Annotated in this window: 18 protein-coding genes; 16 read left to right on the forward strand and 2 right to left on the reverse strand. The window is 62.6% G+C overall.

Annotation, left to right across the window (positions count from 1 at the left end):
* Positions 1-92: 92 nt before the first annotated feature.
* Positions 93-2441: a bifunctional acylase PvdQ gene (gene pvdQ, locus J3P88_RS17280; RefSeq protein WP_434570541.1), complete on the reverse strand. Its 2349-nt coding sequence runs from the start codon at positions 2439-2441 to the stop codon at positions 93-95.
* Positions 2442-2736: 295 nt separating this feature from the next.
* Between pvdQ and J3P88_RS17285 the strand changes: the two genes are divergently transcribed.
* Entirely contained in the window at positions 2737-3117 is a 381-nt protein-coding gene (locus J3P88_RS17285) for a fe2+ zn2+ uptake regulation protein (RefSeq protein ID WP_434570543.1), read from the forward strand.
* 9 nt (positions 3118-3126) lie between these two features.
* Here the strand turns inward: J3P88_RS17285 and J3P88_RS17290 are convergent, their stop codons facing one another.
* Positions 3127-3315 carry a hypothetical protein gene (locus J3P88_RS17290; protein ID WP_434570545.1) on the reverse strand — a complete coding sequence of 63 codons (189 nt, stop codon included), beginning with the start codon at positions 3313-3315 and terminating at the stop codon, positions 3127-3129.
* 239 nt (positions 3316-3554) lie between these two features.
* Between J3P88_RS17290 and J3P88_RS17295 the strand changes: the two genes are divergently transcribed.
* The 15 genes from J3P88_RS17295 to J3P88_RS17365 all read left to right on the forward strand — a co-directional run bounded on the left by J3P88_RS17295 (position 3555) and on the right by J3P88_RS17365 (position 26583).
* Positions 3555-5549 (forward strand): methyl-accepting chemotaxis protein, encoded by a 1995-nt coding sequence (locus J3P88_RS17295; RefSeq protein WP_434570547.1) that lies wholly within the window; start codon positions 3555-3557, stop codon positions 5547-5549.
* Positions 5550-5903: 354 nt separating this feature from the next.
* Positions 5904-6350: a DUF411 domain-containing protein gene (locus tag J3P88_RS17300; protein WP_434570549.1), complete on the forward strand. Its 447-nt coding sequence runs from the start codon at positions 5904-5906 to the stop codon at positions 6348-6350.
* Positions 6350-6784 carry a YqaA family protein gene (locus J3P88_RS17305; RefSeq protein ID WP_186705712.1) on the forward strand — a complete coding sequence of 145 codons (435 nt, stop codon included), beginning with the start codon at positions 6350-6352 and terminating at the stop codon, positions 6782-6784. Before J3P88_RS17300 ends, J3P88_RS17305 begins: the two co-directional genes overlap by 1 nt.
* Before the next feature lie 85 nt (positions 6785-6869).
* Positions 6870-7901 carry an alpha/beta fold hydrolase gene (locus J3P88_RS17310; protein WP_434570551.1) on the forward strand — a complete coding sequence of 344 codons (1032 nt, stop codon included), beginning with the start codon at positions 6870-6872 and terminating at the stop codon, positions 7899-7901.
* A gap of 11 nt (positions 7902-7912) precedes the next feature.
* On the forward strand, positions 7913-8875 hold the full coding sequence (locus tag J3P88_RS17315; protein WP_434570553.1) for a D-2-hydroxyacid dehydrogenase family protein: 963 nt from the start codon (positions 7913-7915) through the stop codon (positions 8873-8875).
* 646 nt (positions 8876-9521) lie between these two features.
* Entirely contained in the window at positions 9522-11093 is a 1572-nt protein-coding gene (gene glgA / locus J3P88_RS17320; protein ID WP_186705715.1) for a glycogen synthase GlgA, read from the forward strand.
* A 7-nt stretch (positions 11094-11100) separates the two neighbouring features.
* The gene (gene treZ, locus J3P88_RS17325) at positions 11101-12903 is read left to right on the forward strand and encodes a malto-oligosyltrehalose trehalohydrolase (RefSeq protein WP_434570555.1); all 1803 of its coding nucleotides are present in this window, start codon (positions 11101-11103) and stop codon (positions 12901-12903) included.
* Positions 12900-14978 carry a 4-alpha-glucanotransferase gene (gene malQ / locus J3P88_RS17330; protein ID WP_434570557.1) on the forward strand — a complete coding sequence of 693 codons (2079 nt, stop codon included), beginning with the start codon at positions 12900-12902 and terminating at the stop codon, positions 14976-14978. The genes treZ and malQ overlap by 4 nt, the downstream gene beginning before the upstream one ends.
* Positions 14975-17761: a malto-oligosyltrehalose synthase gene (locus J3P88_RS17335; protein ID WP_434570559.1), complete on the forward strand. Its 2787-nt coding sequence runs from the start codon at positions 14975-14977 to the stop codon at positions 17759-17761. The genes malQ and J3P88_RS17335 overlap by 4 nt, the downstream gene beginning before the upstream one ends.
* A 20-nt stretch (positions 17762-17781) precedes the next feature.
* Entirely contained in the window at positions 17782-18135 is a 354-nt protein-coding gene (locus J3P88_RS17340) for a DUF2934 domain-containing protein (RefSeq protein ID WP_411384885.1), read from the forward strand.
* Between the two features lie 227 nt (positions 18136-18362).
* A complete protein-coding gene (gene glgX / locus J3P88_RS17345; RefSeq protein ID WP_434570561.1) occupies positions 18363-20522 on the forward strand; it encodes a glycogen debranching protein GlgX in 2160 nt (719 codons plus the stop codon).
* A 248-nt stretch (positions 20523-20770) separates the two neighbouring features.
* Positions 20771-21535, forward strand: coding sequence for a PIG-L deacetylase family protein (locus J3P88_RS17350; RefSeq protein WP_186705721.1), 765 nt, complete (start codon positions 20771-20773; stop codon positions 21533-21535).
* Between the two features lie 431 nt (positions 21536-21966).
* The gene (locus tag J3P88_RS17355; protein ID WP_189656150.1) at positions 21967-22731 is read left to right on the forward strand and encodes an endonuclease/exonuclease/phosphatase family protein; all 765 of its coding nucleotides are present in this window, start codon (positions 21967-21969) and stop codon (positions 22729-22731) included.
* A gap of 181 nt (positions 22732-22912) precedes the next feature.
* Complete coding sequence (locus J3P88_RS17360; RefSeq protein WP_434570563.1) at positions 22913-25372, forward strand: autotransporter outer membrane beta-barrel domain-containing protein; 2460 nt, start codon at positions 22913-22915, stop codon at positions 25370-25372.
* Positions 25373-25668: 296 nt separating this feature from the next.
* A complete protein-coding gene (locus tag J3P88_RS17365; protein WP_434570565.1) occupies positions 25669-26583 on the forward strand; it encodes an autotransporter domain-containing protein in 915 nt (304 codons plus the stop codon).
* Positions 26584-26784: the final 201 nt, after the last annotated feature.

Raw genomic sequence — 26784 nt, forward strand, 5'->3', positions numbered from 1 at the left:
GCGCAGCAGACCCATTTCGTGAGCGCTTCGCGCTCAAGCGGGAGCAAGCTCCCTCGCCACGGGTTTGCCGAACGCCTCAGGTACAACAGCGGTTATTGCGTCACCACCCTGCCCGCCTCATCACGCTCACGAATAATCAGGACCTGATACTGTGGATCAGCCTTGATCTGCTGTTCGGTGAAGGGCAGCACACTCCACTGTTTCTGCGAAAACGCCTGGGTCTGGTCGGCCGAATAAGGCGAAGCAGGGTCGCTGGAAATGGAGAACGCCAACAGCCCCTGGGCTTGTGGACCTTTATCGTCAAACGTCACCACTTGCAGGTAGCTGGTACCGCTGACCACCTCTCGCTTGCCGTTCGCCCCCGGCACACTCTGGATTGCGTTATAGATGCCCAACTCCCCGGGGCCGCCGTGGATCGGTGTCTGCCGGGCGCCGCTGCTGGCCACCTGGACGTCTTGCCACCGGCTGTCCTTCGACAATCCGGCCGCCTTCACCGCCGCCACCGAAGCCAGCATGGCTTCGCGCACGGCCTTGAGCACGGGCGGCCGCTCGATCGCCAGGCCGCGCGGGGTGTGTTGCGGGTCTTTGGGGTCGAACGCAACACGCCATGAATCAGGCAGCGCCTGCAACGGGTCCATGATGTGCTGGAAATACACGAACCCCAAGCCGCTATCCAGGCCGGCCTTGCGATCCCAGGCCTTGAGGCTGGCACAGACCTCGCCCAATGCCGAAGCATCGGGCCGCAGGTCACCGGCGCATACGCCGAGCAGGTCCGGCATCACCTGGTCAGCCAGGTAAACTTGATCGTCCATGACCATGTGTTGCAAATCCTCCACCTTCACCGGCCCGGCCTTGGCCAACTGGCCCATCCGCTCCAGCGCAAAACGCGCGCGCAGCCCCAGTGGCTTGCCGTGCTGGCTGATCAACGGGGAATAACCGGCCAAGGGTTGCGCCGGGTTGACCATCCAGGCCGAATCGTTGGAGTTCTGCACATAATCGCGGCGCAACAGCTGCGGGAGCTTGTCGGCGGCATAAATGCCCTCCTGCACCGCTTTGGCATCGCTGCCCCAGGCACATTCGCTGCGAGAACCATCCAGCACGATCATCTGCAATCCGGCCCTGGGATCGCTGCACCGGGCCAGTTTGTCAGCATCGACGTTCGGCACCACCGACACATTCATGTAGAGGCTTTGCCCCTGGTCGTCCACCGCCAGGGTATTGACCCAGGGAATGCCCTGGATCTTATGGACGGAGGCCTGCAAGTCCTTGAGCGTGACCGCCTTGTTCATGGCGTACCACTGGGCCAGCACCCGATCGTTTTCCAGGTTCGCGTCCCGCAGGCTGTAGGCGAACCGGTTATCCCAGTCCAGCCGGCCGGGCCATTGCACGATCGGGCCGAACCGCGAGCCATAGACCACGCGGGAGACCGTCTGCACCTGGCCGTCGGGTTGCTGGATGTCCACTGTGACCGTCTGTTGGCTCATCGGTACGGACTTGCCATCGAGCAAGTAGCGGGTCGGGTCCTTCGGGTCGAGTTGCAGGCGGTACAGGGTGAAATGCTTGGAACTGTCGACGGTGTGGGTCCAGGCCAAGTGCTGGCTGAAACCGATGTTGATCATCGGCAGGCCTGGCAGCGCCGCGCCCATGACGTCCAGCTTGCCGGGAATGGTCAGGTGCATCTGGTAGAAACGCATGCCGCCCACCCATGGAAAATGCGGGTTCGCCAACAACATCCCACGGCCGTTGAACGAGCGCTCACTGCCGATGGCCAGGGCATTGCTGCCGCGCTCCAGGGCAAAACGCTGCTGCCGGGTCGCGGCGGCAGCGAAACTCGTGGCCGGAGCGGCGGCGAGCGCGGTCGCCTGGGGCGGTTGCGCACCCGCCAGGGCTTCGGCGAATTGGCCGACGCCGCCTTCCACCAGCAACCGACGGGTCAACTTGACCAAGTCCAGCGCAGTGATTGGCCGTACCCACTCGCTGGCGCACTGTTCGGGCAGGCCCTTGGCTTTGTGCTCGGCCAACGCGCGGTTGTAGCCCGCCGCATAGCCTTCGACCAATTGCTGCACTTGAGGCGCCTGGGCCTGCCAGAAACCGGAGACCGCTTGTGGTGTGTTGAGCCAGCTGAAGAACAGATCGCTGACGCGGTTCTCCCGCTGTTCGACCGTGACCTGCTCGGGCCCGAAATAACGCGAGCGCTGGGCATTGACCGTGACGATCTCATTGGCCAGCAGGCACAGGTTGTCCTGGGCGTAGGCATAGCCGATGCCATAACCCAGCCCACGCTCATCCTGAGCCCGGATATGCGGCACGCCAAAACGGGTGCGCCGGATCTCGGCACTGGCCTGCGCCCCATCGTCCCGCGCATTGACCACAGGGCTGAGCCCGAGGGCGATCCCTAGAAAAGCGCCTGCAAGGCCAACCCTCGATAACTGCCCGGACATTCTCACGTTCACTCCTGATGAAAACCGCAAAAACCAGGACGGCTACCGCTGCGCCTGTAGACAACACTCGGCCCGCCTGGGAAATCACACACCGCATGCTGAACCGGAATGTGCCTACCTTGAAAACGAACCGGATAAAAAAAAATTAATGGCCTGGCGCCGCTTGAACACGGGGGTTTGACGAAGCCGGGGCAATTTTTTCACATCACTGTCCTCATGATTGCCCGTCCTCGTTCGTCCTATAACAGGAGAGTATTCGTGACCTTTTCTGATCAGGCTGGTAAGGAGTTTCTGCATGCGTAACGCGCAACTGCCCATGGAGGGCAAGCCAAGGCCGACCGGCGTCTCGCTGAGCGCCACCCACCGTGAATTCGACAGGCCGCCAGAGCGCGGCGGCAACGACCACATCAGGCGCCTGCTCAAGAGCTTCGGGCTGCGGACCAGCCTGATTCGCCTCAAAGTCATCGATGCGCTGCTCAAGGCCGCCCACGAAAACCGCTGCCTGGGCGTGCGTGGTGTGCACAGCCAGTTATTGGGGCTGGACATTCCGTTGTCCTTTCTCAGCGTGCGCGAGGTGTTGAAGCGCCTGTGCAGCGAGGGCGTCGTGACCCTCAACCCCGATAAAAGCTACCGCCTGCACCCCAGCGCGATGGCCGTGCTCGAAGCCGAGGACTGAACCCGGCGCTCAGGGCTTGACCTTGCGCCGCATCACGCCGTTGATCACCACCACGATGACCGCCACGGCAATGGCGATGTATTGAAACAGCTGCTCGCTGATCATGCCCTGGCCCTGCATCCAGGACAGCCCCAGCATGACTGCCAGGACGACGAGGACGATCAGAATCGAGTATTTCAAACGTTGCGAATGAGTCATTGCCAATTTCCTGAATGTATCCGTTCTGTATCCAAAGGCTGCCAGGTCCATACCGTATTGCCGGAATGACGGGCAACCAACGGGGCCCCATGGTACAGCCGAAGGCGTGTCTTCGTGCAATCCACCCGCTTTAATTCCTCGACTGACTGACCTCTAAAGCTGCGTCCCACCAGGCCGATATAGTCAGGACTGCCCATCCGCTTGCTCCAGAAAGTCGCCTTCGTGCAAGGATTTTCCACATGCCCTCATTCCGAACGATTCAGGCTCGCTACACCCTGTCCCTGGTCATTTTCATGCTGGTGTTGTCCCTCCTGACCGTGGTGGGCATCAGTTACCTGGTGGCGCCCAAGCTGCGCCAGACTGAAGAGCAAGTGGCGCTGAACCGCATCGCCGAGGTTGCCGAGCAGATCCAGGGCGAACTGAACAAGGTGCAGGCGCAGCAACGCAGCATCACCCAGACCATCCCGTTGCTCGACAGCGATGCCATCGACAAAGTATTGCCGGGGCTGGTGGACCAGTACGGCGAGTTGAAAGTCTTCGGCGGCGGGATCTGGCCATTGCCCAACCAGCGGGCCGAGGGACGTAGCAAGTTCAGCACGTTCTGGCATCGCGATGCGTCCGGCAAGCTGGTGGTCAATACCTTCTGGAACAGTGACGCCGCGCCCAACTATTACGAACAACCCTGGCACAAGGGCGGCATGGCCACGCCGCCTGGCAAATGCGCCTGGGCCGCAGCCTATAAAGACGACGCCAGCGCCGAGCCCCGCACCAACTGCGCCATGGCCATCCAGAAGAATGGCGTGCCTTACGGCGTGTCCACCATCGACGTGACCCTGGGCTTCTTCAACGACCTGATTGCGCGCAAGGAAGCCGACCTGAGCGCCGAAATGCTGATCGTCGAAGGCGACGGCAAGATCATCAGCAACAGTTCGCGCATCAGCGGGCCGATCGTGTTGAAGAATATCAGCGACTTGGCGGCATCCTCGCCATTCGCTGCCCAGGTCAAGGCAGGCCTGGCCAAGCGTGACCAGCCGTTGCAGCGGGTCGAATTCGACAACAAGGGCGAGGCCAGCACGTTCTTCATGCGCCCTATCGAAGGTTCGCCGTGGTTCCTTGCCACTGCGCTGCCAACCCGACTGATCACCGCCCAACGCGACGATGTGCTGAACACCTTGAGCCTGCTGCAGATCCCAATGGTGATCCTGTTGGTGTTGATGCAACTTTACGCGATCCGCCAATTGACCCACCGCATGAAGGTGCTCAAAGGCAACATCGACGCCCTGTCCACGGGCGATGCCGACCTGACCCGACGCATCATCATCCGGGCCGAGGATGAATTGGGCGCGATCGGTCATTCGGTCAACCGCTTCATCGCTTACCTGCAAGGCATGATCGGTGAAGTCACCCAGGCCACCGGCGCCATGGCGTCGAGCCTCGGCGATCTGCAGCGGACCTCGGCCCACACCAGCGAAATCCTGATGCGCCACGCCTCGGAAACCGACCAGACCGTGACCGCCATCACCCAGATGAGCTCCACGGCTGAAAGCGTCGCGCAAAACGCCGCCGAGACCGCCGCGTTCACCCAACGCGCCAACGAGCATGCCGACCGCTCCCGCGTGGTCGTCGGCGAGGCCTCCAACAGTGTGGTGGCGCTGATCGATGAGGTGGCCAGCGCCACCCGCAAGGTCGAGAGCATGCAACAGGACGCCCAGCGCATCACCGAAATCCTCGGCGTGATCGGCGCCATCGCCGGGCAGACCAACCTGCTGGCCCTCAACGCCGCCATCGAAGCCGCCCGGGCCGGTGAGCAAGGCCGTGGTTTCGCCGTGGTGGCCGACGAGGTCCGCGCCCTCGCCGCTCGCACCCAGGCCAGCACCTCGGAAATCAACGAAATGCTGACCCGCCTGACCCAGGGCGTTAGTTCGTCGGTCTCGGCCATGGAAAACACCCAGGCCAGTTGCCAGTCGGCCGCCGATGCGACGTCACGGGTGAACTCGGGCCTGGACGAAATGGCCGGCTCCGTCAGCCAGATCAACAGCCTGAGCACCCAGATCGCCACCGCCGCCGAGCAACAGAGCGCAGTGACCGAGGAGATCAATCGCAGCATGGTGCAAATCCGCCACATGGTGGAGGAACTGGTGGAAAGCGGCCTGGCCAGCGAGGCCAATACCCGGCAACTGCTGGAAGCCAATACCCGGGTGAATGCGATCATGGGGCGGTTCAAGGTGCGCTGACGCGGACTCAGACCCCACATCCGCCCCTGATCTGTGGGAGTGAGCGTGCTCCTACAGGTTGTTGGTCCACAAACCGTGGCGAGGGAGCTTGCTCCCGCTGGGCTGCGCAGCGGCCCCCTTGCCCAGCACCTCCGTGCGTCAGGTATTTTGAGCAAGCTGTCTTGGGGCCGCTTCGCGCCCCAGCGGGAGCAAGCTCCCTCGCCACACAAGCGATGGGTGATGCCCTCTCAATTGGGGGCAGCTTGTTTACTCTCCCAACCTGACAATTCTGTAATCCCCGCCTCAGCACCCTGTCAGCTCGTGCTCGCTACTCTGTTATCCTCCCTCCAAACCGTACGACACGAGACCACTTCCATGGCCAACCCCCTGCACCTGCTCGCCTTGAGCGCCCTGTTCCTCACCTCCCTGGCCCAGGCCGCCGAGCCGGTGACCATCGATGTGCACCGCGATGCCAATTGCGGCTGCTGCAAAAAGTGGATCTCGCATCTGCAAGAAAACGGCTTCAAGGTCAACGACCATGTCGAGGCCGACATGAGTTCGGTCAAGCAACGCCTGGGCGTGGCGCCGGACCTGCGCTCCTGCCACACCGCCGAAATCAACGGCAAATTCGTCGAAGGCCATGTCCCGGCCGACCAGGTGCTGGCGCTGGGCAAGCGCGATGACTTGCTCGGTGTCGCCGCGCCGGGCATGCCCATGGGCTCGCCCGGCATGGAAATGGATGGCATGAGCGACGCTTATCAAGTGATCGGCCAGAAAAAAGACGGGACCCAAACCGTGGTGGCGGATTACCCGGCCCACTGATGGGCGAAGCCTATCTCGGCTTGTTCCTGGCGGCGTTCGGCGCGGCGACCTTGTTGCCGCTGCAGTCGGAGGCCTTGTTGGTCGGCCTGTTGCTCAGCGAGCGCCACGAAACCTGGTTGCTGCTCGCGGTCGCCACGGTCGGCAACGTCCTGGGTTCGCTGGTGAACTGGTGGCTGGGCACGCGCCTGGAGCACTTCAAGGACCGGCGCTGGTTCCCGGTCAGCCCGGCCCACCTGGACAAGGCTCGCCTGCATTACCAGCGCTTCGGCCGCTGGTCGCTGTTGCTCAGTTGGCTGCCGATCATCGGCGACCCGCTGACCCTGGTGGCGGGAGTGATGGGCGAGCCGTGGCGGCGTTTCCTGCTGATCGTGACCCTGGCCAAAGGCATGCGCTATGGCGTGCTCGCCCTGGCCACGCTGGGCTGGATGGGTTGAACGTTCGGGCCGTTCGGTTGCCTGTGGTTAATGTCGCCATAATCGGGTCGCGCCAGGATCGGCGGCGGCCACAAGGAGATCGACCATGTCCCGAATCATGCCCCGTTGGTTGCCCAGCCTGTTCCTCACCGCCGCCCTGCCCCTGCTCGCCCAGGCCGCCAATCCACCGGAAGGCCCGGCCTACGGTGCGCAGCTGGAAGGTTTCGAATACCCCTACACCCTCAAGCATTTCGCCTTACAGTCCCAGGGCCAATCCTTGCAGATGGGCTATATGGACGTGCCGGCCCAAGGCAAGGTCAATGGCCGCACGGTGGTGCTGATGCACGGCAAGAATTTCTGCGCTGCCACTTGGGGCGATTCGATCAAGACCCTCAGCGAGGCCGGCTACCGGGTCGTCGCGGCAGACCAGATTGGCTTCTGCACCTCGAGCAAACCCGAGTATTACCAGTACAGCTTCCAGCAACTGGCAAACAACACCCAAGCCTTGCTCAAGGCCCTCGGCGTACAGAAAGCCATCGTCCTCGGCCATTCCACCGGCGGGATGCTCGCCACCCGCTACGCGTTGCAGTTTCCCGATCAGGTCGAACGCCTGGCAATGGTCAACCCCATCGGCCTGGAAGACTGGAAAGCCTTGGGCGTACCCTACCGCACCGTGGACCAATGGTACGCCCGTGAGCTGAAGGTCACCGCCGAAGGCATTCGCAATTACGAGCGCACAACCTATTACGCCGGCCGCTGGAAACCTGAGTTCGACCGTTGGGTGGACATGCTTGCCGGCTTGAACAAGGGCCCGGGTCATCAGCAAGTGGCATGGAACTCGGCGCTGATCTACGACATGATCTTCACCCAGCCGGTCTACTACGAGTTCAAGGACCTGACCGTGCCCACCCTGCTGCTGATCGGCACCTCGGACACCACCGCCATCGGCAGCGACATCGCGCCGCCGGCGGTCAAGGCCAAACTGGGTCACTACGAGGTACTGGGCAAGCAGGTGGCCGGGCTGATTCCCCGCGCGACCCTGGTGGAGTTCCCCAATCTGGGGCACGCCCCGCAAATGGAAGAGCCGGATCGGTTCCATAAGGCGCTGCTCGGCTGGCTGGACAAACCCATTCCCTGACGAGGTGATCCATGGCGGTGCAAATAGCAGTCATAGACGATTGGCAAGATGTGGCACGCGGCGTGGTGGATTGGTCGGTGCTCGACAGCGTCGGCCAGGTGACGTTTCTCCACGACTACCCCGCCGACCGCGACACCCTCGCCGAACGCTTGCAGCGCTTCGAGGTGATCTGCGTGATGCGCGAACGCACCGTGTTCGACGAAGGCCTGCTGCGCCGCTTGCCCAATCTCAAGCTGCTGCTCACCGGCGGCATGCGCAATGCCGCCCTGGACCTGAAGGCCGCCGCCGAATTGGGCATCCAGGTCTGCGGCACCGACAGCTACAAACACGCCACGCCCGAACTGACCTGGGCGCTGATCATGGCCCTGACCCGCAACCTGGTGCAGGAAGCCAATGCCTTGCGCGCCGGGCTGTGGCAGCAAGGCCTGGGCGGCGACCTGCACGGCAAGACGCTGGCAATCCTCGGCCTGGGCAGCATCGGCACGCGGGTGGCGCAATTCGGCCAGGTGTTCGGCATGCGGGTCATCGCCTGGAGCCAGAACCTCAGCGCCGAACGAGCCGCCGAAGTGGGCGTGACCTATGTCAGCAAACAGGCGTTGTTCGAACAGGCCGACATCCTCTCTATCCACCTGGTGCTCGGCGAACGCACCCGCGGCCTGGTGGATGCCCAGGCGCTGGCCTGGATGAAATCCGAGGCGCTGCTGGTCAACACCTCCCGCGGGCCTATCGTCGATGAAACCGCCCTGATCGACGCCCTCCAGCACAAACGCTTGGCCGGTGCCGCCCTGGACGTCTTTGCCCAGGAGCCCTTGCCTGCCGCCCATCCGTTCCGAACGCTGGACAACGTACTGGCCACGCCGCACCTGGGTTACGTCAGCCGACGGAATTACCAGCAGTTCTATTCCCTGATGATCGAAGACCTGCTGGCTTGGGCTGCGGGCACGCCGATTCGGTTGCTGACGCCGGCGGGCTGAACCCGCTCCTCAATACCCAGAACATCTCCTGCTGTGGGAGCGGGCTTGCTCGCGAATGGGTGTATCAGTCAGCCAATATGTGGCTGACAGACCGCATTCGCGAGCAAGCCCGCTCCCACAGAAACAGCGTGTTTCAGCGCGGACATTGGCCATCAAAACGCCGCTATTTCACCCGCCCCCCGATGGTGCGTCGCGCCATCCCATCGCGCACATCAGTGAACCAACTCCCTCCCCCTACACTTTTTTCTTTTCAGGAATGTGCACTTCGTCGGTGCGTATTCCCCGACGTCGTGTAAGACATTGCCGCTAAAAAACGTGATTGTCGGACAATGCGACGAACCGAACCGCACCGCTCTAGGATCTGACCTAGACTGCCTAACCGGGGGGAAAACCGACCGGTCATCCAGACGAAAAAAAGTCGAAACTTTTCGCAACGGCGACAGGTCAGGTTAGAGGTAGGGCAACAGCGACTGGTGCAGTCCTTGCACTGGTCATTGCAACAGCTCCTCCAGCTGCTTCGCTTCGCCGCGTTTGGGTAGCCGTTTGCTTTCCTTCGTAGCGCTTGTGCGCCTGGCCGCAGGATTCGGCCAATGAAACAACAGCTCTGGCGCTTGCCGGAAACAGATCGAGAAAATGGGAGATATTTATGATCAGTGCTGCCTTGGAACCACAACAAGTCCGTTCACAATTACCGCCGGCGGCCGAATCGCCGACGGCCCCGGTGTTGGCCACCGGCGGCAAGGCACTGCTCCCCGTCGCTCGACAGAACCCCAATCGCAAGAAAATCCTGTTCGTCACCTCGGAAATCGCCGACCTGGTCAAGACCGGCGGCCTGGGCGACGTGTCCTCGGCACTGCCCCGGGCCATGGCCGGGCTGCATGATGTCCGGGTGCTGATCCCCGGCTATCCGCAAGTGATGAACAGCGGCAATCCGATCCACATCATCGGCGAACTGGGCGGCCACGCCGCACTGCCGCCCTGCAAGATCGGACGCATGGACATGGCCGATGGCCTGGTGATCTACGTCCTGATCTGCCCGGAACTGTTCGCCCGCGAAGGCTCGCCCTACGGCGCCAACAACGGCCGCGACTGGCCCGACAACCACATCCGCTTCGCCCGCCTGGGCCTGGCCGCCGCCGACATCGCCGCCAACCTCGCCCAGATCCACTGGTGCCCGGACCTCGTCCACGCCCACGACTGGCCAGCCGGGTTGGCGCCCGCTTATATGCACTGGCGCGGGCAACGCACCCCGACCCTGTTCACCATCCACAACCTGGCGTACCAGGGCGTGGTCAGCCTCGCCTCCTGCCCGGAGCTGGGCATCCCCGAGCACGCCCTGCAACAGGAAGGCATGGAGTTCTACGGCAAACTGTCGTTCCTCAAGGCCGGGATGGCCTATTCCAGCCATATCACCACCGTCAGCGCCACCTACGCCCAGGAGATCACTACCCCGGCGTTTGGTTGCGGGCTCGACGGTTTCCTCGCGGCCAAGACCCAACAGGGCTTGCTCAGCGGCATTCCCAACGGCATCGATGAAAGCTGGGATTCGGCCACCGATTCGCACCTGTTCCGCCAGTTCGCCATCGGCGACTGGGACGGCAAGGCGGTCAACGCGAGCCATGTGCGGGAGCTGTTCGGACTCGACGACTCCACGGGCCCGCTGTTCGCCGTGGTATCGCGCCTGGTCTACCAGAAAGGCCTGGACCTGACCGAAGCGGTCGCCGAGTTCATCGTCGAGTCCGGTGGCCAGATCGCCATCATCGGCCGTGGCGAACCGGAGGAAGAACAGGCCATGCGCGAACTGGCGCTGCGCTTCCCCGGCCGCATCGGCGTACGCATTGGCTTCAACGAAACCGATGCCCGGCGGATGTTTGCCGGCAGCGACTTCCTGCTGATGCCGTCGCGCTACGAGCCTTGCGGCTTGAGCCAGATGTACGCCCAACGCTTCGGCTCGCTGCCGGTGGCGCGCAATACCGGAGGCTTGGCGGACACCATCGAAGATGGCATCACCGGTTTCCTGTTCGATGAGTCCACGGTGGAGAGCTACAAACAGGCCTTGAGCCGGGCCTTCAAGGTCTTCGAGTTCCCCGACTTGCTCAACGCCATGCGCTGCCGGGCCATGTCGGCGCCGTTCAACTGGTGCAAGGCCGTGGAACCCTACGCCGAACTCTACGAACAGCTGGTGGCAAAGTCCCTGGGAAAATCGGCCAGACAATGAGGTAACAATGACGTCAAGGACGCCTGAAACATGGACCCACGGCGCGGTGATGCTGGATGACGAGCACACCCGCTTCGCCCTCTGGGCCCCGGATGCTTTTTTTGTCAGTGTCGAACTCGACACTGGCGATTCAATACCGCTACTGCCCCAAGCCGACGGCTGGTTCATGATCCAGACCCGTTGCCCCGCCGGCACCCGCTATCGCTACAACATCGACGGCGAGCTGGAGGTGCCGGACCCGGCCTCTCGCGCCCAGGCCGGCGACATCGACCGACACAGCGTAGTGGTCGACCCCCATGCCTACTCCTGGCGGCACACTCAATGGTCCGGTCGCCCCTGGCACGAAGCCGTGATCTACGAACTGCACGTGGGCGCCCTCGGCGGTTTCAATGGCGTCGAACAGCATCTGGCGCGCCTGGCCGGGCTGGGCGTCACCGCCATCGAGCTGATGCCGCTGGCGCAGTTTCCCGGTGATCGCAACTGGGGCTACGACGGGGTCCTGCCCTACGCGCCCCAGGCTTCCTACGGCACACCTGAACAGCTCAAGCATCTGATCGACAGTGCCCACGGTCATGGCCTGTCCGTCATCCTGGACGTGGTCTACAACCACTTCGGCCCTGACGGCAATTACCTGCACCGCTATGCCAAGGGCTTCTTCCGCGAAGACAAGCACACGCCCTGGGGCGCGGCGATCGATTTCCGCCGTCGCGAAGTGCGGGACTTCTTCATCGACAATGCGCTGATGTGGCTGTTGGAATACCGTTTCGACGGTCTGCGCCTCGACGCGGTGCATGCCATCGAAGATCCGGACTTCCTTCAAGAACTGGCAGCCAGGGTGCGCGAGCAGGTGGACCCGGTCCGGCATGTCTGGCTGACGGTGGAAAACGAACACAACCGGGCCAGCCTGCTGGAACAGGGCTACGACGCCCAGTGGAACGACGACGGCCACAATGCCTTGCATGTGTTGCTGACCGGCGAGACCGACGCCTACTACGCCGACTATGCCGAGCAGCCGACGGAACAACTGGCACGCTGCCTCAGCCAGGGCTTTGTCTTCCAGGGCCACATCAATCGCCATGGCGAATCCAGGGGCGAGCCCAGTGGCCACTTGCCGCCGAGCGCATTCGTGCTGTTCCTGCAAAACCATGACCAGATCGGCAACCGTGCCCTCGGCGAACGCCTGCATCAGCTCGCCGCCCCCCAGGCCCTGCAAGCAGCGACGGCCTTGTTGCTGTTGTCACCGATGATCCCGCTGCTGTTCATGGGCGATGAAGCAGCGGCCGAACAACCGTTCCTGTTCTTCACCAGCCACCATGGCGAGCTGGCAGAACTCGTGCGCGAAGGCCGACGAAACGAGTTCAAGGCCTTCAGTGCCTTCGCCGATCCGCAGACACGCGAGCGAATTCCCGACCCCAACGCGGCCGGCACCTTCGAGGCGTCACGCCCGAGCCTGGAACCGCAGCGACCGGAGCAACAGGCCAGCGAGGCGCTGTATCGCCAACTGCTGAAAATCCGCCGTGAGGACATCGTCCCGCGCCTGCCCGGCGCTCAAGCCCTCGGGGCCGATGTGCTGGGCCATGGCGCCGTCAGCGCACGCTGGCGACTGGGCGATGGCAGCGTGTTGCGCATCGACCTGAACCTTGGCGAACGCCCCGTCGAACACCAGGCCCCTGAAGAAGCACGCATTCTTTTCGAACATCCGCAGCAGGCCATGGGTCTGTTGCAACAGGGCGTCCTTGCGCCCTACAGCGCGCTGGTCAGTCTGACGCAGGCGACAACCTTGCCCACCATCACTGGAGAGCGCCTATGAGCGATGCGCAACTGGAAATCCTCGCCGGCCGAGCGGGCCTGGCGGTGGATTGGATCGATGCCAATGGCAGGGCCCAGAAAGTCTCGCCGGCCGTCCTGCGCTCGGTCCTTACCGGCCTGGGCCATCCCGCCGGCAGCGCCCAGGAAATCGACGCCAGCCTGCTGCAGTTGCAGGAAGATCAACAGAACCATCAACTGCCACCGCTGATCACAGCCGATGTCGGGGCCAGCCTGGACTTGGGCCGCTACTTCGAGGCCGGGACGCCCTGCGAAATCAAACTCGAAGACGGCGCGACACTGCACCTGAACCTCGATGCCGAGGCCAGGCTGCCAGGGATGGTCCCGGTGGGCTATCAGCACGTCCATATCCAGAACCAGCATTTCACCCTGGCCGTCGCACCGGCCCGCTGCTACAGCGTGGCCGATGCGGTGGACGACCCGACGCCACGGGCCTGGGGCCTGAGCGCGCAGCTGTACGCCTTGCGACGCCCCGGCGACGGTGGCTTCGGTGACACCCAGGCGCTGGAAGAACTGGCCCGGGTGGCCGGCGAGCGCGGTGCCGAGGCCATTGCCATCAGCCCGATGCACGCCATGTTCAGCAGCGACACCGGACGCTACAGCCCTTATTCGCCATCCAGCCGATTGTTTCTCAACAGCCTGTACGCCGCGCCTGGCACCATCCTCGGTGAACGCGCCCTGCGCACCGCCATCGACGCCACTGGTTTGACCAATCAACTGCGCAACCTGGAAGAACAGCCGCTGATCGACTGGCCGGTCGCCGCCCAGGCCAAGCAGAAAATCCTCCGCGCCCTGTATGACGGGTTCAGCCAGGGCGCGCACCCGTTGCACGAAGACTTCAGCAGTTTTCGTCACAGCAGCGGCGAAGCACTGGAGAACCATTGCCGCTTCGAAGCCTTGCAGGCCGAACGCGCGGCCCGGGGCGAAAGCCTCGACTGGCGGCAGTGGCCGGAAGAACTGCGTGATCCACGCAGCCCGGCGCTGGCCCATTTCGCCGAGGAAAATGCCGATGAGATCGGCTTCTACGCCTTTTGCCAATGGCTGATTGCCCGTTGCCTGGAACGCGCCCAAAGCGCCGCCAAGTCCAGCGGCATGGGCATCGGCCTGATCGCCGACCTGGCGGTGGGCGCCGACGGTGGCGGCAGCCAGGCCTGGAGCCGCCAGGACGAACTGCTCGCGTCACTGACCGTGGGCGCGCCGCCGGACATTCTCAACCGCTCCGGCCAAGGCTGGGGCATCTCGGCGTTTTCCCCGGAAGGCCTGGTGCGCAACGGCTTTCGCGCCTTCATTGAAATGCTGCGGGCCAACTTCGCCCACGCCGGCGGCTTGCGCATCGACCATGTGATGGGCTTGCAGCGGCTCTGGGTGATCCCTAACGATGCCCCACCCAGCGATGGTGCCTACCTGTATTACCCAGTGGACGACCTGCTGCGCCTGCTGGCACTGGAATCCCATCGCCATCAGGCCATCGTGCTCGGCGAAGACCTCGGTACCGTGCCGGATGGCTTGCGGGAAAAACTCATTGCCCGCTCGATCCTGGGCATGCGCGTACTGTTGTTCGAACAGGACAACACCCACTTCAAGCCCATCCTCGACTGGCCGGACAACGCCCTGGCGACCACCAGCACCCATGACCTGCCGACGCTCAACGGCTGGTGGCATGGTCATGACATCGACTGGAACGCCCGGCTGGACCTGATCGACTCGCCCACCGAGATGGACTGGCGCAAACACCGCGAGCGCGAACGCGAAGGCCTGCGCCAAGTGCTGAACCAGGACCCGCAGAATTTTCGCGAAGAACATCGCGAGACCGACCAAGTGCTCGATGCCAGCGTGCGCTTCCTCGGCCACACCCGAGCGCCGCTGGTCTTGCTGCCACTCGAAGATGCCCTGGGCATCGAGGAGCAAGCCAACCTGCCCGGCACCATCGACACCCACCCCAACTGGCGCCGCCGCCTGGCCCAACAGAGCCAGGCGCTGCTGGACCACCCGGACGCCGCCCGGCGCCTGGAAATACTCGCCTGTGCGCGACTTCAGGCGAACGAGCGTGACCGATGAAACAGACGTTGATCCAACCCCTGCGGGCGACGTTACGCCTGCAGTTCCATAAAGGCTTCACCCTGGACGATGCCATCCCCCAGGTGCCGTACTTCGCCTCGCTGGGCATCAGCCATATTTATGCTTCGCCGCTGCTCAAGGCCCGGGCCGGCTCCATGCACGGCTACGACGTTGTCGACCCGACCCTGGTCAACCCCGAACTGGGTGGCGAAGCCGCGCTCAAGCGCTTGGTTGCAACGTTGCGCGAGCATCGGATGGGCTTGATTCTCGACATCGTGTCCAATCACATGGCCGTTGGCGGCAATGACAATCCCTGGTGGCTGGATTTGCTGGAATGGGGACGCCTGAGCCCTTACGGCGAGTTTTTCGACATCCAGTGGCATTCCCCGGACCCGCTGATGGAAGGCCAGTTGTTGCTACCGTTCCTGGGCAGCGACTACGGCGTGGCGTTGCAGGAAGGCACCCTGCAACTGCGCTTCGATTCCGCCCACGGCAGCTTCTATGTCGAGCATTACGAACACCGCTTCCCGATTTGCCCGATGCACTACGGCGAGCTGCTCAGACCCGCCGAAACCCTGCCCGTCGAACAGGCCGAATCGCTCAAGGCACTGGCCGAGCGCTTCACTACACTGAATTACCAGACCGATGCCCACACCCTCGCCTGCCCGCTGCAAGCAGAGTTGCAGGACCTGGCGGCACACGCCGGCATCCTTGCCGCCATTGAGGACAACCTGGGCGCCTACGACTCCACCCAGCCCCAGGGTTTCGAGCGTCTGCATCAGTTGCTGGAGCGCCAGAGCTACCGGCTCGCCAGCTGGCGCACAGCAGCGGACGACATCAATTGGCGGCGTTTTTTCGATGTCAACGAACTGGGCGGGCTGCGGGTCGAGCGCCCGGCCGTATTCGAAGCCACCCATGCCAAGATTTTCGAACTGATCGGCGAAGGCTTGGTGGATGGGCTGCGGATCGATCACATCGACGGTCTCGCAGACCCTCGCGGTTACTGCCGCAAATTACGCAGGCGTCTTGACTCGTTGTCGCCGTCGCGGCACCTGCCGATCTTCGTCGAGAAAATCCTCGGCGATGGCGAGACGTTGCGGCGGGACTGGAACATCGACGGCAGTACCGGCTACGAGTTCATGAACCAGGTCTCGCTGCTGCAGCACGACCCGGCCGGTGCCGCCCCCCTCGCCGAATTCTGGAGCCGGCACAGCGAGCGGCCGGCACACTTCATTGAAGAAGCCCGCCTGGCTCGCCAACAGATTCTCAATGGGTCCTTGGCGGGGGATTTTGAAAGTGTCGCCCAGGCCCTGCTGCAAGTGGCCCGGGACGATGTGATGACCCGCGACCTGACCCTCGGCGCGATTCGGCGGGCCTTGCAGGCGTTAATCGTGCATTTCCCGGTGTACCGCACCTACATCACGCCCTTGGGGCGCTCCGCCGAAGACGAAGTGTTTTTCAACCAAGCCCTGGAAGGTGCCCGGCAAACCCTCAGCGAAGCCGATTGGCCGGTGCTCGATTGCCTGGCCGGCTGGCTCGGTGGAATGCCCTGGCGACAACGCCCGCGGGGCAGCCAGCGTAAACGCCTGCGTCACGCCTGCGTGCGCTTCCAGCAACTGACGTCGCCCGCGGCCGCCAAAGCCGTGGAGGACACCGCGCTCTATCGCTCGGCGGTGCTGCTGTCGCGCAATGACGTCGGCTATAACACCGAGCGCTTCAGCGCCCCGGTGCAAGAGTTCCACCACGCGTGTCTCGAGCGTCTCGAACACTTCCCTGACAACCTGATCACCACCGCCACCCACGACCACAAGCGCGGCGAAGACACCCGCGCCAGACTGGCCGTACTCAGCGAACGCGCCGATTGGTACGCCACCTGCGTCGAACAATGGCGCATCCTCTCGCCTTCGCTGCACAGCGATCCGTCTGCGCCCTCGGCCGGTGATGAACTTATCCTCTACCAAGCGTTGCTCGGCAGTTGGCCGCTGGATCTCGACCTCCAAGACCACAAGGCACTGGTCGAATACAACGAGCGCCTATGGCAATGGCAACGCAAGGCCCTGCGCGAAGCCAAGCTGCAAAGCAGTTGGGCGGCGGTCAACGATGCTTATGAACAAGCCACCCAGATGTTCCTCGAACGCTTGCTGCTGGGCGATGAGGGGCTGCCCTTGCGCAGCGCCATTGCCGAGGCGGTCCACGCCATGGCGCCGGCGGGTGCGCTCAACAGTCTGGCGCAAACTTTGCTGCGCATGACCGTACCCGGCGTGCCGGACCTGTACCAAGGCAACGAGTTCTGGGATTTCAGCCTGGTGGACCCGGACAATCGCCGCCCGGTGGATTTCCAGGCGCGCCGCGAGGCAATGCACGCCGACAACACGCCGGCCGCGCTGGTACGCGATTGGCGTGACGGCCGGATCAAGCAGGCATTGATCGCCAGGACCTTGGCCATGCGGGCCGAGTACCCGCAGCTATGGCGCCAGGGCCGCTACCAGCCGTTGGAAGTACTCGGCGAGCAGGCCCACCGGGTGCTGGCTTTCATGCGTGAGGACTCGCAGCAGCGAGCGATCATTGTCGTACCTGTCCATGTGGCGCATTTGCTGGAAAACAGTGCCGTGCCGCTGGTGGTTGCGTCGGATTGGGGCGATACCCGCGTGTCGTTACCGTTCGCCGCCAAGGATGAAAAACTGAAGGGATTTTTTTCAAGCGCAACAGTCACACCCCAAAGGGAACTGCTGATCAGCGCCGCGCTGGGGAATTTCCCGGTCAATGTCTTTATCCAATCTTGAGTTGAATCAGGAGCACTGCGATGAGTACCGACGATAAACGCATTCGTGAATTCGCCTATCAGATCTGGGAGTCCGAGGGTAAGCCCACCGGGCAGGAAAAACGCCACTGGGAGATGGCGCGCAAGCTCGCCGAAGCCGAAGCGCTGGCGCCGAGCAAGCCACCCAAGGCCGCGAGCAAATCGGCGGCCAGCAAGACCGACGGCGCCAAACCTGCTACCGCCAAGAGCACCACGGCCAAGACTGCCGCGAAGAACACCACGCCCAAGGTCAAGCCAGCGGCCAAGCCTTCCGCGGCGACTGCAGCGACAGTGCCACCGGTCAATAAAGCCGCCGACAAGAAGCCGCGGGCACCGCGCAAGCCGCCGGCGGTTTGATTCGTCCTATCGGTCTCCTCGCTGGGTGGGAGCAAAGCTTGCTCGCGAAACAGGCACCCGTATGCCTGAAGGAACGCGTTGCTTGATCGCGGGCAAGCCTTGCTCCCACAGAGTAGCCACTTTGTCCCATATAACGGGATAAACCCCTCGCCACAGGTGAAGGGTGGAACCTACCCCGCTGTAATGAATCGCATCGCTGTATCTGTCTGTTTTTTGCAGGAGCAACTATGACCCGTCCAAACAAAACCACGCCGCCGCCCATTATCGAGGCTTCGCGGATTCGTGAAGGGCTGCCTTTTCCACTGGGTGCAACCTGGGATGGCCTCGGGGTCAATTTCGCGCTGTTTTCAGCCAACGCCACCAAGGTCGAACTGTGCATTTTCGACGATGTCGGCGAAGTCGAACTCGAACGCATCGAACTGCCGGAATACACCGACGAGATCTACCACGGCTATCTGCCGGATGCCCATCCGGGATTGATTTATGGCTACCGGGTCTACGGCCCGTACGACCCGGCGAACGGCCACCGCTTCAACCCGAACAAGTTGCTGATCGACCCCTACGCCAAGCAACTGGTCGGCCAATTGAAGTGGTCCGAAGCGTTGTTCGGCTATACCATCGGCCACCCCGATGGCGACCTCAGTTTCGATGAGCGTGACAGCGCCCCGTTCGTTCCCAAGTGTAAAGTCATCGACCCCGCACACACTTGGGGTCACGACCATCGCGTCAGCGTGCCCTGGGACAAGACCATCCTGTATGAAACCCACGTACGCGGCCTCACCATGCGTCATCCTTCGGTGCCTGAAAACGTGCGCGGTACCTTCGCCGGGTTGATGGTCGACGATGTGCTGGAGCATATCCGCAAGCTCGGGGTTTCCTCGGTGGAGCTACTGCCCATCCATGCCTTCGTCAATGACCAGCATTTGCTGCACAAAGGCATGACCAACTACTGGGGCTATAACAGCATTGCCTTCTTCGCGCCCGACCCGCGCTACCTGGCCAGTGGCAAGATCGCCGAGTTCAAGGAAATGGTCGCCCACCTGCACGAGGCCAACCTGGAAGTCATCCTCGACGTGGTCTACAACCACACCGCCGAGGGCAACGAACAGGGGCCCACCCTGTCCATGCGCGGCATCGATAACGCCTCGTACTACCGGCTGATGCCCGACGACAAACGCTACTACATCAACGACTCCGGCACCGGCAACACCTTGGACCTGAGCCATCCTTGCGTCTTGCAGATGGTCACCGACTCCCTGCGTTACTGGGCCACGGAAATGCATGTCGATGGCTTCCGCTTCGACCTGGCGACGATCTTGGGCCGCTACCATGATGGCTTCGACGAGCGCCACAGCTTCCTCGTCGCGTGCCGCCAGGACCCGGTGCTGCGCCAGGTGAAAATGATCGCCGAGCCCTGGGACTGTGGCCCCGGGGGCTATCAGGTAGGACGCTTCCCACCGGGCTGGGTCGAATGGAACGACAAGTTCCGCGACACGGTGCGGGCCTTCTGGAAAGGTGACGACGGCCAGCTCGCCGACTTCGCCAGCCGAATGACCGCCTCGGGCGAGATGTTCAACCAACGTGGCCGGCGCCCGTATGCCTCGGTGAACTTTGTCACTGCTCACGACGGTTTCACCTTGCATGACCTGGTGTCGTACAACGACAAGCACAACGAAGCCAACGATGAAAACAACCAGGACGGCAGCAATAACAACCTGTCCTGGAACCATGGCGTCGAAGGCCCGACGGATGACCCTGAGATCAACGCACTGCGCCATCGGCAGATGCGCAACTTTTTCGCCACGTTGTTGTTGGCCCAAGGCACGCCAATGATCGTCGCCGGTGACGAGTTCGCCCGTACCCAGCACGGCAACAATAATGCTTATTGCCAGGACAGCGAGATCGGCTGGGTCAATTGGGACCTTAGCGAGGATGGCGCGGCGCTGCTCAAGTTCGTCAAGCGCCTGATCAAGTTGCGCCTGACCTACCCGATCCTGCGTCGTGGACGCTTCCTGGTGGGCAACTACAACGAGGACATTGGCGTCAAGGACGTGACCTGGTTGGCCCCGGACGGCAGCGAAATGACCATCGAGCAGTGGCAGGACAGCCATGGTCGCTGCCTGGGCATGCTGATGGACGGCCGCGCCCAGGAAACCGGGATTCGGCGCAAGGGGGGCGATGCGACGCTGCTGCTGGTGGTCAACGCACACCATGACATCGTCAACTTCCGCTTGCCGGAAGTCCCTGAAGGCAGTTTCTGGACTTGCATGGTCGACACCAACCAGCCCAACGTTCGTGGACAGGAGCGCTTCGATTTCGAATCCGAGTATTCCGTCACTGGACGTTCACTGCTGCTGTTCGAGCTGCAACGCGAAGAAGAGGATTGAACGATTCGCAGTTAACCCAATGGGGCCGCAAGGATGCGGTTTTTCCATCCAAACCGTCCAGTTAGCCGAAAAAAAAGCAGTTCAGATACACATGTCACGAGACGAATGGGCTGACATGATCAATACTTCCCCTGCGGTAGTCTCCAGGATTCGGAGCGCCGCGAATCGCAGCCATGCCCACATCGGTGCCACCGGACAGTAGGCCCGGTGCATGACTGAAAGATTGAACACCCACAAGGATGTCGCTTATGAAGCCCGCCTCTCGCCTGCCTGGCCGGCAGCACCCGCAAATCTGGAACAGTGCTGCGCAACTGGCCGATATTCCGATCATCAGTACCCAGACGCTCATTCCCGCCGGTGCCCGCGCCGTCATTCTCGCCCCGCACCCGGGCGATGAGGTAGGGGCCTGTGGCGGCTTGCTGCAATTGCTGAGCAACCTCGAACAGCCCATGTTGCTGGTTTCGGTCACCGATGGCGCCCTGGCCCACCCCGGCTCACCGTTGTGGACCGACGAGCGCCTGCGTACGCACCGCCCTCATCCCCAGGAAAGCGTCGACGCCCTGCACCGCCTGGGCATCGACGCCCATGGCCTGCAATGGGTGCGCGGCGGTTTTCCGGAAAAAGACCTCGTGGAACACGAAGCTGAACTGGCCACCTTCATTGCACGACACCTTCGCCCCGGCGACGTGGTGTTCAGCACCTGGCGCCAGGACGGTGACAGCGACCACGACACCGTGGGACGCGCCGGAGCCTTGGCCGCCGACAGGATCGGGGTGGCGTTCAACGAACTGCCGGTGTGGGCCTGGCACTGGCCGGTCCGCGAGCAGAATAAAATCCCCTGGCACCGGGCTCGCAAGCTGCGCCTCGACGTCTGGACCACGGCCCGCAAGCGTCACGCCATGCACGCCTACGTCAGCCAACTCAGCGGCGAACCGGCGAGCGGCATCGCCCCACTGTTGCCCAGGGTCATCCTTGACCGGATGGGTTTGCCGTATGAGATTGTCTTTATCTGAACACACACCTGTGAAAGCGGGTTTGTTCGCGGGTGACGGTGATTCAGACACACCGCTATCGCGAGCAGGCTCGCTCCCACAGTGTTTACCGCTGGGCGTGATGGCTTGAACGCTTTTGTGGCGAGGGAGCTTGCTCCCGCTCGGCTGCGCAGCTGCCGCAAAACCGGACGATACGGTCTGTCTGAAGGAGTGCTGGGGCCTGCTTCGCAGGCCAGCGGGAGCAAGCTCCCTCGCCACAAGAGCGGTGTGTTGGTTGGAATGATCAGGAGTGAAAGCAGAAAAAACTGTGGGAGCGAGCTTGCTCGCGATGGCGATCAGCAAGGCGATGAAAAATCCGGAACTGCCGGTGCCTTGGGTCAGTCGCATGAACAAGTACGTCTGATTCAGGAGCGAACGTGACTCAAGACCCCGATTGGCGAGCCGTCGAACCCATGCCATCGGACGCGCCTGCGACGGTTCATCGGCTGCGGGTCCTGACGGTCAACACCCACAAGGGCTTCACCGCCCTCAACCGGCGCTTCATCCTGCCCGAATTGCGCGAAGCGGTGCGCAGTACCGGTGCCGACCTGGTGTTCCTGCAAGAGGTACTGGGCGAACATGACCGCCACGCGTCACGCTACGACAACTGGCCCCAGACATCCCAGTACGAATTCCTCGCCGACAGCATGTGGAGCGACTTCGCCTACGGCCGTAATGCGGTCTATCCCGATGGCCATCATGGCAACGCCCTGCTCTCCAAATACCCGATCCGCCAGTTCCGCAATCTCGACGTGTCCATCACCGGCCCGGAGCGGCGCGGGTTATTGCATTGCGTGCTGGATGTGCCGGGCCACGCCGAGGTCCATGGCATCTGTGTGCATTTGAGCCTGTTGGAAAGCCATCGCCAATTGCAACTCAAACTGCTCTGCCAACTGCTCGACTCACTACCAGAGAATGCGCCGGTGATCATCGCCGGCGACTTCAACGACTGGCAACTGCGCGGCAACCTCGCCCTCGCCCGCCGTGGTTACCTGCACGAAGCCTTCGAGCACCACCTCGGCCGTCCCGCCAGGACTTACCCGGCTCGCTTCCCGCTGTTGCGCCTGGACCGCGTCTATCTGCGCAACGCCACCAGCCATTCCCCGCAAATACTGGGCAATAAACCCTGGACCCACCTGAGCGATCACCTGCCCCTTTCGGTGGAAGTGCACTTGTAGAACGGGCTCTCCCTCACGCTTTCTGCGCATTGACCTGTAAGTTCTGACAGTAGCGACGGCCTTTATTCGTTGCTAGGGTGCCATTCCATACAGCGAGCGTTGCCAGGCCCTGTGTGCCATCTGTTGCGCAACCGATGCTGAAACCGGTGTCCATGGGGATGCCGATGCAGAGGGAAAGCACATGATTCGGCACGATAAAGGATTCAATCGGCTGTTCAACGCCTTGTGGGTATCGATCCCCTTGCTGTTACCCGCGCCTGCCGTCATGGCGGCCTGTACGCTGACCTCCACCGCAGGCAATGACGCCAATGTCTGCGACAGCGGCACCAGTGGCGCGTTGACCGATCTTCTGGGTGACAACACCCTGACCATGCCCGCCAATGGCAGCGGCGTCATTACCGGCGACGTTACGTTCGGCGCCGGCGTCGACCGCATCGTGATCAACGCTAACGGGGTGATTGACGGTGATGTCCAACAAGGCTCCGGCATGGACGATTTCATCATGAATGGCGGCAGTATCCTGTCCCTGGCCCAAGGGGACAACCTCGATATGTTCTTGATGACCGGCGGCACCATCTTCGGCGCCTTCGAAGACGGCGACATCGCGCAGATGACCGGCGGCACCATCGGCCGGGTCGACATGAAGCTCGATGACAACGTCTTCGATATGTCCGGCGGCAAGATCCTCGGCAACCTGGTGACCGGCTTCGGCCAGGACACCATCATCCTCTCCGCGGGTAGCATCGGCGGCAATGTCAGTGTCAGCGGCGGCAACGACAGCATCACCGTCAGCGGTGGCGAAATCCTCGGCGAGGTCCGGGCCAGTGCCGGCGATGACCAGTTCCAGTGGAGCGGCGGCCTCATTCACTCGGCCATCCTGATGGGTGACGGCAGCGACACGGCGTTGTTGAGTAATCTGGATGAAACCCTGCTCGTAGCCACGCCCAGTCTGAACGGTGGGTTGGGCCAGGACGTCTTGACCTTTGCAGGCAGCACCTCCAGTACCGACGCCCGTTACCTCAATTGGGAAACCGTCAACCTCACCCAAGGCTCGCAACTGGACCTCAACGACACACTGACCCTAGGTGACAGCGCCACCGCCACCGGGACGCTCAACATCGAAAGCGGCAGCACGCTGACAGCGACCCAAGGCATCATCGCCCCTTTCACGGTCGGCCAACTGGCGACGCTCAACAACGCCGGCACGGTGGACCTCACCCAGGGCAACACCCGCACCAACGATACCCTCACCGTTCAAGGCAACTACGTCGGCAACAGTGGTCAGTTGCGCCTGCAAACGGTACTGGGCGCCGACGACTCGCCCAGTGACAAACTGGTAGTCAATGGCGGCACTCTCTCCGGCAGTACCGCCATCACGGTCACGAATCTGGGCGGCACAGGCGGTTTAACGACCCAGGACGGCATCGAAGTGGTCCAGGCCCAAGGCGGCGCGGTCAGTGACATCAGTGCCTTTTCCCTGGCGCAGTCCGTCTCGGCCGGTGCATTCGACTACCGCCTGTTCAAGGGCGGCGTGACCGGCAATGAAAACAACTGGTACCTGCGTTCCAGCGTGGTCGCCGGACCGGTAGCGGCACCTGTCCCGACGACCCCGCCCGCGCCGGGCGCGCCACCCGTGCCAACGCTGCCACCCTTGCCAACGGCGGTGCCCGGCGCCGCTCCCATCCCGTTGTATCGCCCGGAAGTGCCGACCTGGTCGGTGCTGCCTCCGGCGGCGGCGCAATTGACGTTGATGGCCCTCGGCACCTTCCATGACCGCCAGGGTGACCAGCACCTGCTCACGGAAACCGGCGCGTTCGGCGCGGGCTGGGGCCGGGTCTACGGCACGGACCTGAATAGAACCTGGGCCGGCACGGTGGCACCGCAGTTCGATGGGTCGATCAAAGGGTTCCAGGTGGGCAACGATCTGTACAGCTCGCTCCTGTCTGGCGGCCAGACCCAGCGCATCGGCTTCTTCGTCGGTCATACGGAACTGAACGGCGATGTAAAAGGCTTCAACCTGGGTTTCAAAGACCGGCACGCCGGCAAGATCGAACTCGACGGCGACAGCTACGGGCTCTACTGGACGCTCATCGATCCCAGCGGCGGCTACTTCGACGCCGTGTTGATGGGCACGCGACTGAACGGCGACAACCGTTCCGAGCGCGGCTTGAAAATCGACAATCGCGGACATGCCCTGACCGTTTCGGCGGAGGCCGGCTATCCCTTCGCGGTGACCTCCGACTGGGTCTTCGAACCCCAGGCCCAGATCATCCACCAGGAGGTTTCCCTGGATACGCAAGACGATGGGGTTTCCAAGGTCGAATTCGATTCCGACGGCGCCTGGACCGGCCGTCTCGGCGCTCGCCTCAAGGGGCGCTACCAAGTGAGCGGCATGCCCGTGGAACCGTACTTGCGCGCCAACCTCTGGCACACCTTCTCCGGCACCGATTCGGTGACCTTCGACGATACCGAGCGGGTCAAAACCCAACAACAGGCGTCCAGCGGGGACCTGGGCGTGGGGGTCGTCGTGAGCCTGGCGCCAGCCGTCGCCGTATACGCCGCTGCCGACTACAACCAAAACCTCGACAGCAACCAGCAACACAGCATCAGAGGCAATATCGGTGTACGAATCAGCTGGTAGGCAGACGCCCGCGACGGAGGTTTGACGCCGAAACAACTACCTTAATACCCAATTGAAATCAGCGTGTTATTGACGCTGATTTCATCTTGCCATTCGTCGTTCATTTTCTTGACGCACCGCCATCAGTCTTCTTGACTACACCGTACTACCCCCGGAAATACAGTCAGGGGCAGGCCTCTGGAACCCGCCGAGACGGGCCGCCAGAGGCTTGCCCCAATCCATTCGGTCGCCCCTCATTCGGGGTAGGAGAGACGCCAAAAAAGCGAGAAACGCATGCGATTGCAAGGCAGGCCCCCATGAAAACTTCCCACCGTCCGCAAGAATTCTCCACAACTTTTCATACCGTCTCGACGTCGTTGCTGCTGCTTTCATCCATGGAGGTACAGGCCTGGCCTGCCGAGGAGACGACGCAGCCTTGGTATGGCCGAGCAGCGTCTACCCACCTCGATACTGCACACTTTGCAAGCGAGCCGACTACCGGCAAGAGCCCCGCCCTGTTCACCTTACGAAACGACAGCGGCCATACCCAGCGCGTGGGGCTGATCAGCGGACAAAACCAGATCATTTCAACCGGCGGTGGCCTGCTGGTGATGCCCGCACTGGCCGAACCGGGCACAGATGCCCTCAACCTGAAAGGCTCGAGCCTCGGCGCCTATTGGAGCCTGACCGGCCCGGCAGGCTGGCACGTCGACCTGAGCGCCAGCGGCGGCCGGGTCAACGGCTACAGCCGCACCGAACAAGGCCAGCGCCAGGCCGCCGAAGGCCATGCGATGACGTTGTCGGTCGAGGGCGGCTTTCCTATTGGGATCAGCACCCACTGGGTGGTCGAACCCCAGGCGCAACTGATCAACCAGCGCGTCACGCTGGACACGTCGAACGCCGAAAGCGGCTCCGGCGATGAACTGAGCAGTTGGAGTGGCCGTGTTGGCGCACGGCTGAAAGGGACCTATCAGGTCAACGGTCTCGGCGTGGAACCTTACGTTCGAACCAACCTGTGGCACACCGTCCAGAGCGCCGGTACCGTATCCCTGGACAAGGTCGATAAGATCAGCAGCAGCCGAAAATCCTCCACCGTCGAAGTCGGCCTGGGGCTGGTGGCTCGGGTCACGCCGGCGGTCAGCCTGTATGTCAGCGCCGATTACAGCAGCGACGTCGATGACAACGACCTCAACGGCATCATTACCAGCATGGGGGTGCGGATGCGTTGGTGATCTCGACGCTGTGGTCGATGATTCCGTGATCTGAGATTGCTCCCGTGTGCGCAAACAAGGGCTGCTGCGCAGCCCAGCGGGAGCAAGCTCCCTCGCCACGGTCCAAGGACAGCTCCGCCCTCTGCCCCCAAGGCACTTAAAAAACACCTCCATTAAGGCGTATAACGCTAAAAGCGTTTTATCCCTGCTAACCGTCCGACC

Origin of the sequence: Pseudomonas sp. Z3-6 (assembly GCF_051131985.1) — a bacterium.
GTDB classification, from domain to species: domain Bacteria; phylum Pseudomonadota; class Gammaproteobacteria; order Pseudomonadales; family Pseudomonadaceae; genus Aquipseudomonas; species Aquipseudomonas zanjanensis.

What these genes read in the sequence shown, in the direction of transcription:
- J3P88_RS17340 (WP_411384885.1), top strand. Translation starts at nt 17,782, where the DNA reads ATGAGTACCGACGATAAACGCATTCGTGAATTCGCCTATCAGATCTGG.
- J3P88_RS17315 (WP_434570553.1), top strand. Translation starts at nt 7,913, where the DNA reads ATGGCGGTGCAAATAGCAGTCATAGACGATTGGCAAGATGTGGCACGC.
- pvdQ (WP_434570541.1), bottom strand. Translation starts at nt 2,441, where the DNA reads ATGTCCGGGCAGTTATCGAGGGTTGGCCTTGCAGGCGCTTTTCTAGGG.
- J3P88_RS17355 (WP_189656150.1), top strand. Translation starts at nt 21,967, where the DNA reads ATGCCATCGGACGCGCCTGCGACGGTTCATCGGCTGCGGGTCCTGACG.
- J3P88_RS17285 (WP_434570543.1), top strand. Translation starts at nt 2,737, where the DNA reads ATGCGTAACGCGCAACTGCCCATGGAGGGCAAGCCAAGGCCGACCGGC.
- J3P88_RS17295 (WP_434570547.1), top strand. Translation starts at nt 3,555, where the DNA reads ATGCCCTCATTCCGAACGATTCAGGCTCGCTACACCCTGTCCCTGGTC.
- J3P88_RS17310 (WP_434570551.1), top strand. Translation starts at nt 6,870, where the DNA reads ATGTCCCGAATCATGCCCCGTTGGTTGCCCAGCCTGTTCCTCACCGCC.
- glgX (WP_434570561.1), top strand. Translation starts at nt 18,363, where the DNA reads ATGACCCGTCCAAACAAAACCACGCCGCCGCCCATTATCGAGGCTTCG.
- treZ (WP_434570555.1), top strand. Translation starts at nt 11,101, where the DNA reads ATGACGTCAAGGACGCCTGAAACATGGACCCACGGCGCGGTGATGCTG.
- J3P88_RS17290 (WP_434570545.1), bottom strand. Translation starts at nt 3,315, where the DNA reads ATGACTCATTCGCAACGTTTGAAATACTCGATTCTGATCGTCCTCGTC.
- J3P88_RS17335 (WP_434570559.1), top strand. Translation starts at nt 14,975, where the DNA reads ATGAAACAGACGTTGATCCAACCCCTGCGGGCGACGTTACGCCTGCAG.
- malQ (WP_434570557.1), top strand. Translation starts at nt 12,900, where the DNA reads ATGAGCGATGCGCAACTGGAAATCCTCGCCGGCCGAGCGGGCCTGGCG.
- J3P88_RS17300 (WP_434570549.1), top strand. Translation starts at nt 5,904, where the DNA reads ATGGCCAACCCCCTGCACCTGCTCGCCTTGAGCGCCCTGTTCCTCACC.
- glgA (WP_186705715.1), top strand. Translation starts at nt 9,522, where the DNA reads ATGATCAGTGCTGCCTTGGAACCACAACAAGTCCGTTCACAATTACCG.
- J3P88_RS17360 (WP_434570563.1), top strand. Translation starts at nt 22,913, where the DNA reads ATGATTCGGCACGATAAAGGATTCAATCGGCTGTTCAACGCCTTGTGG.
- J3P88_RS17350 (WP_186705721.1), top strand. Translation starts at nt 20,771, where the DNA reads ATGAAGCCCGCCTCTCGCCTGCCTGGCCGGCAGCACCCGCAAATCTGG.
- J3P88_RS17365 (WP_434570565.1), top strand. Translation starts at nt 25,669, where the DNA reads ATGAAAACTTCCCACCGTCCGCAAGAATTCTCCACAACTTTTCATACC.
- J3P88_RS17305 (WP_186705712.1), top strand. Translation starts at nt 6,350, where the DNA reads ATGGGCGAAGCCTATCTCGGCTTGTTCCTGGCGGCGTTCGGCGCGGCG.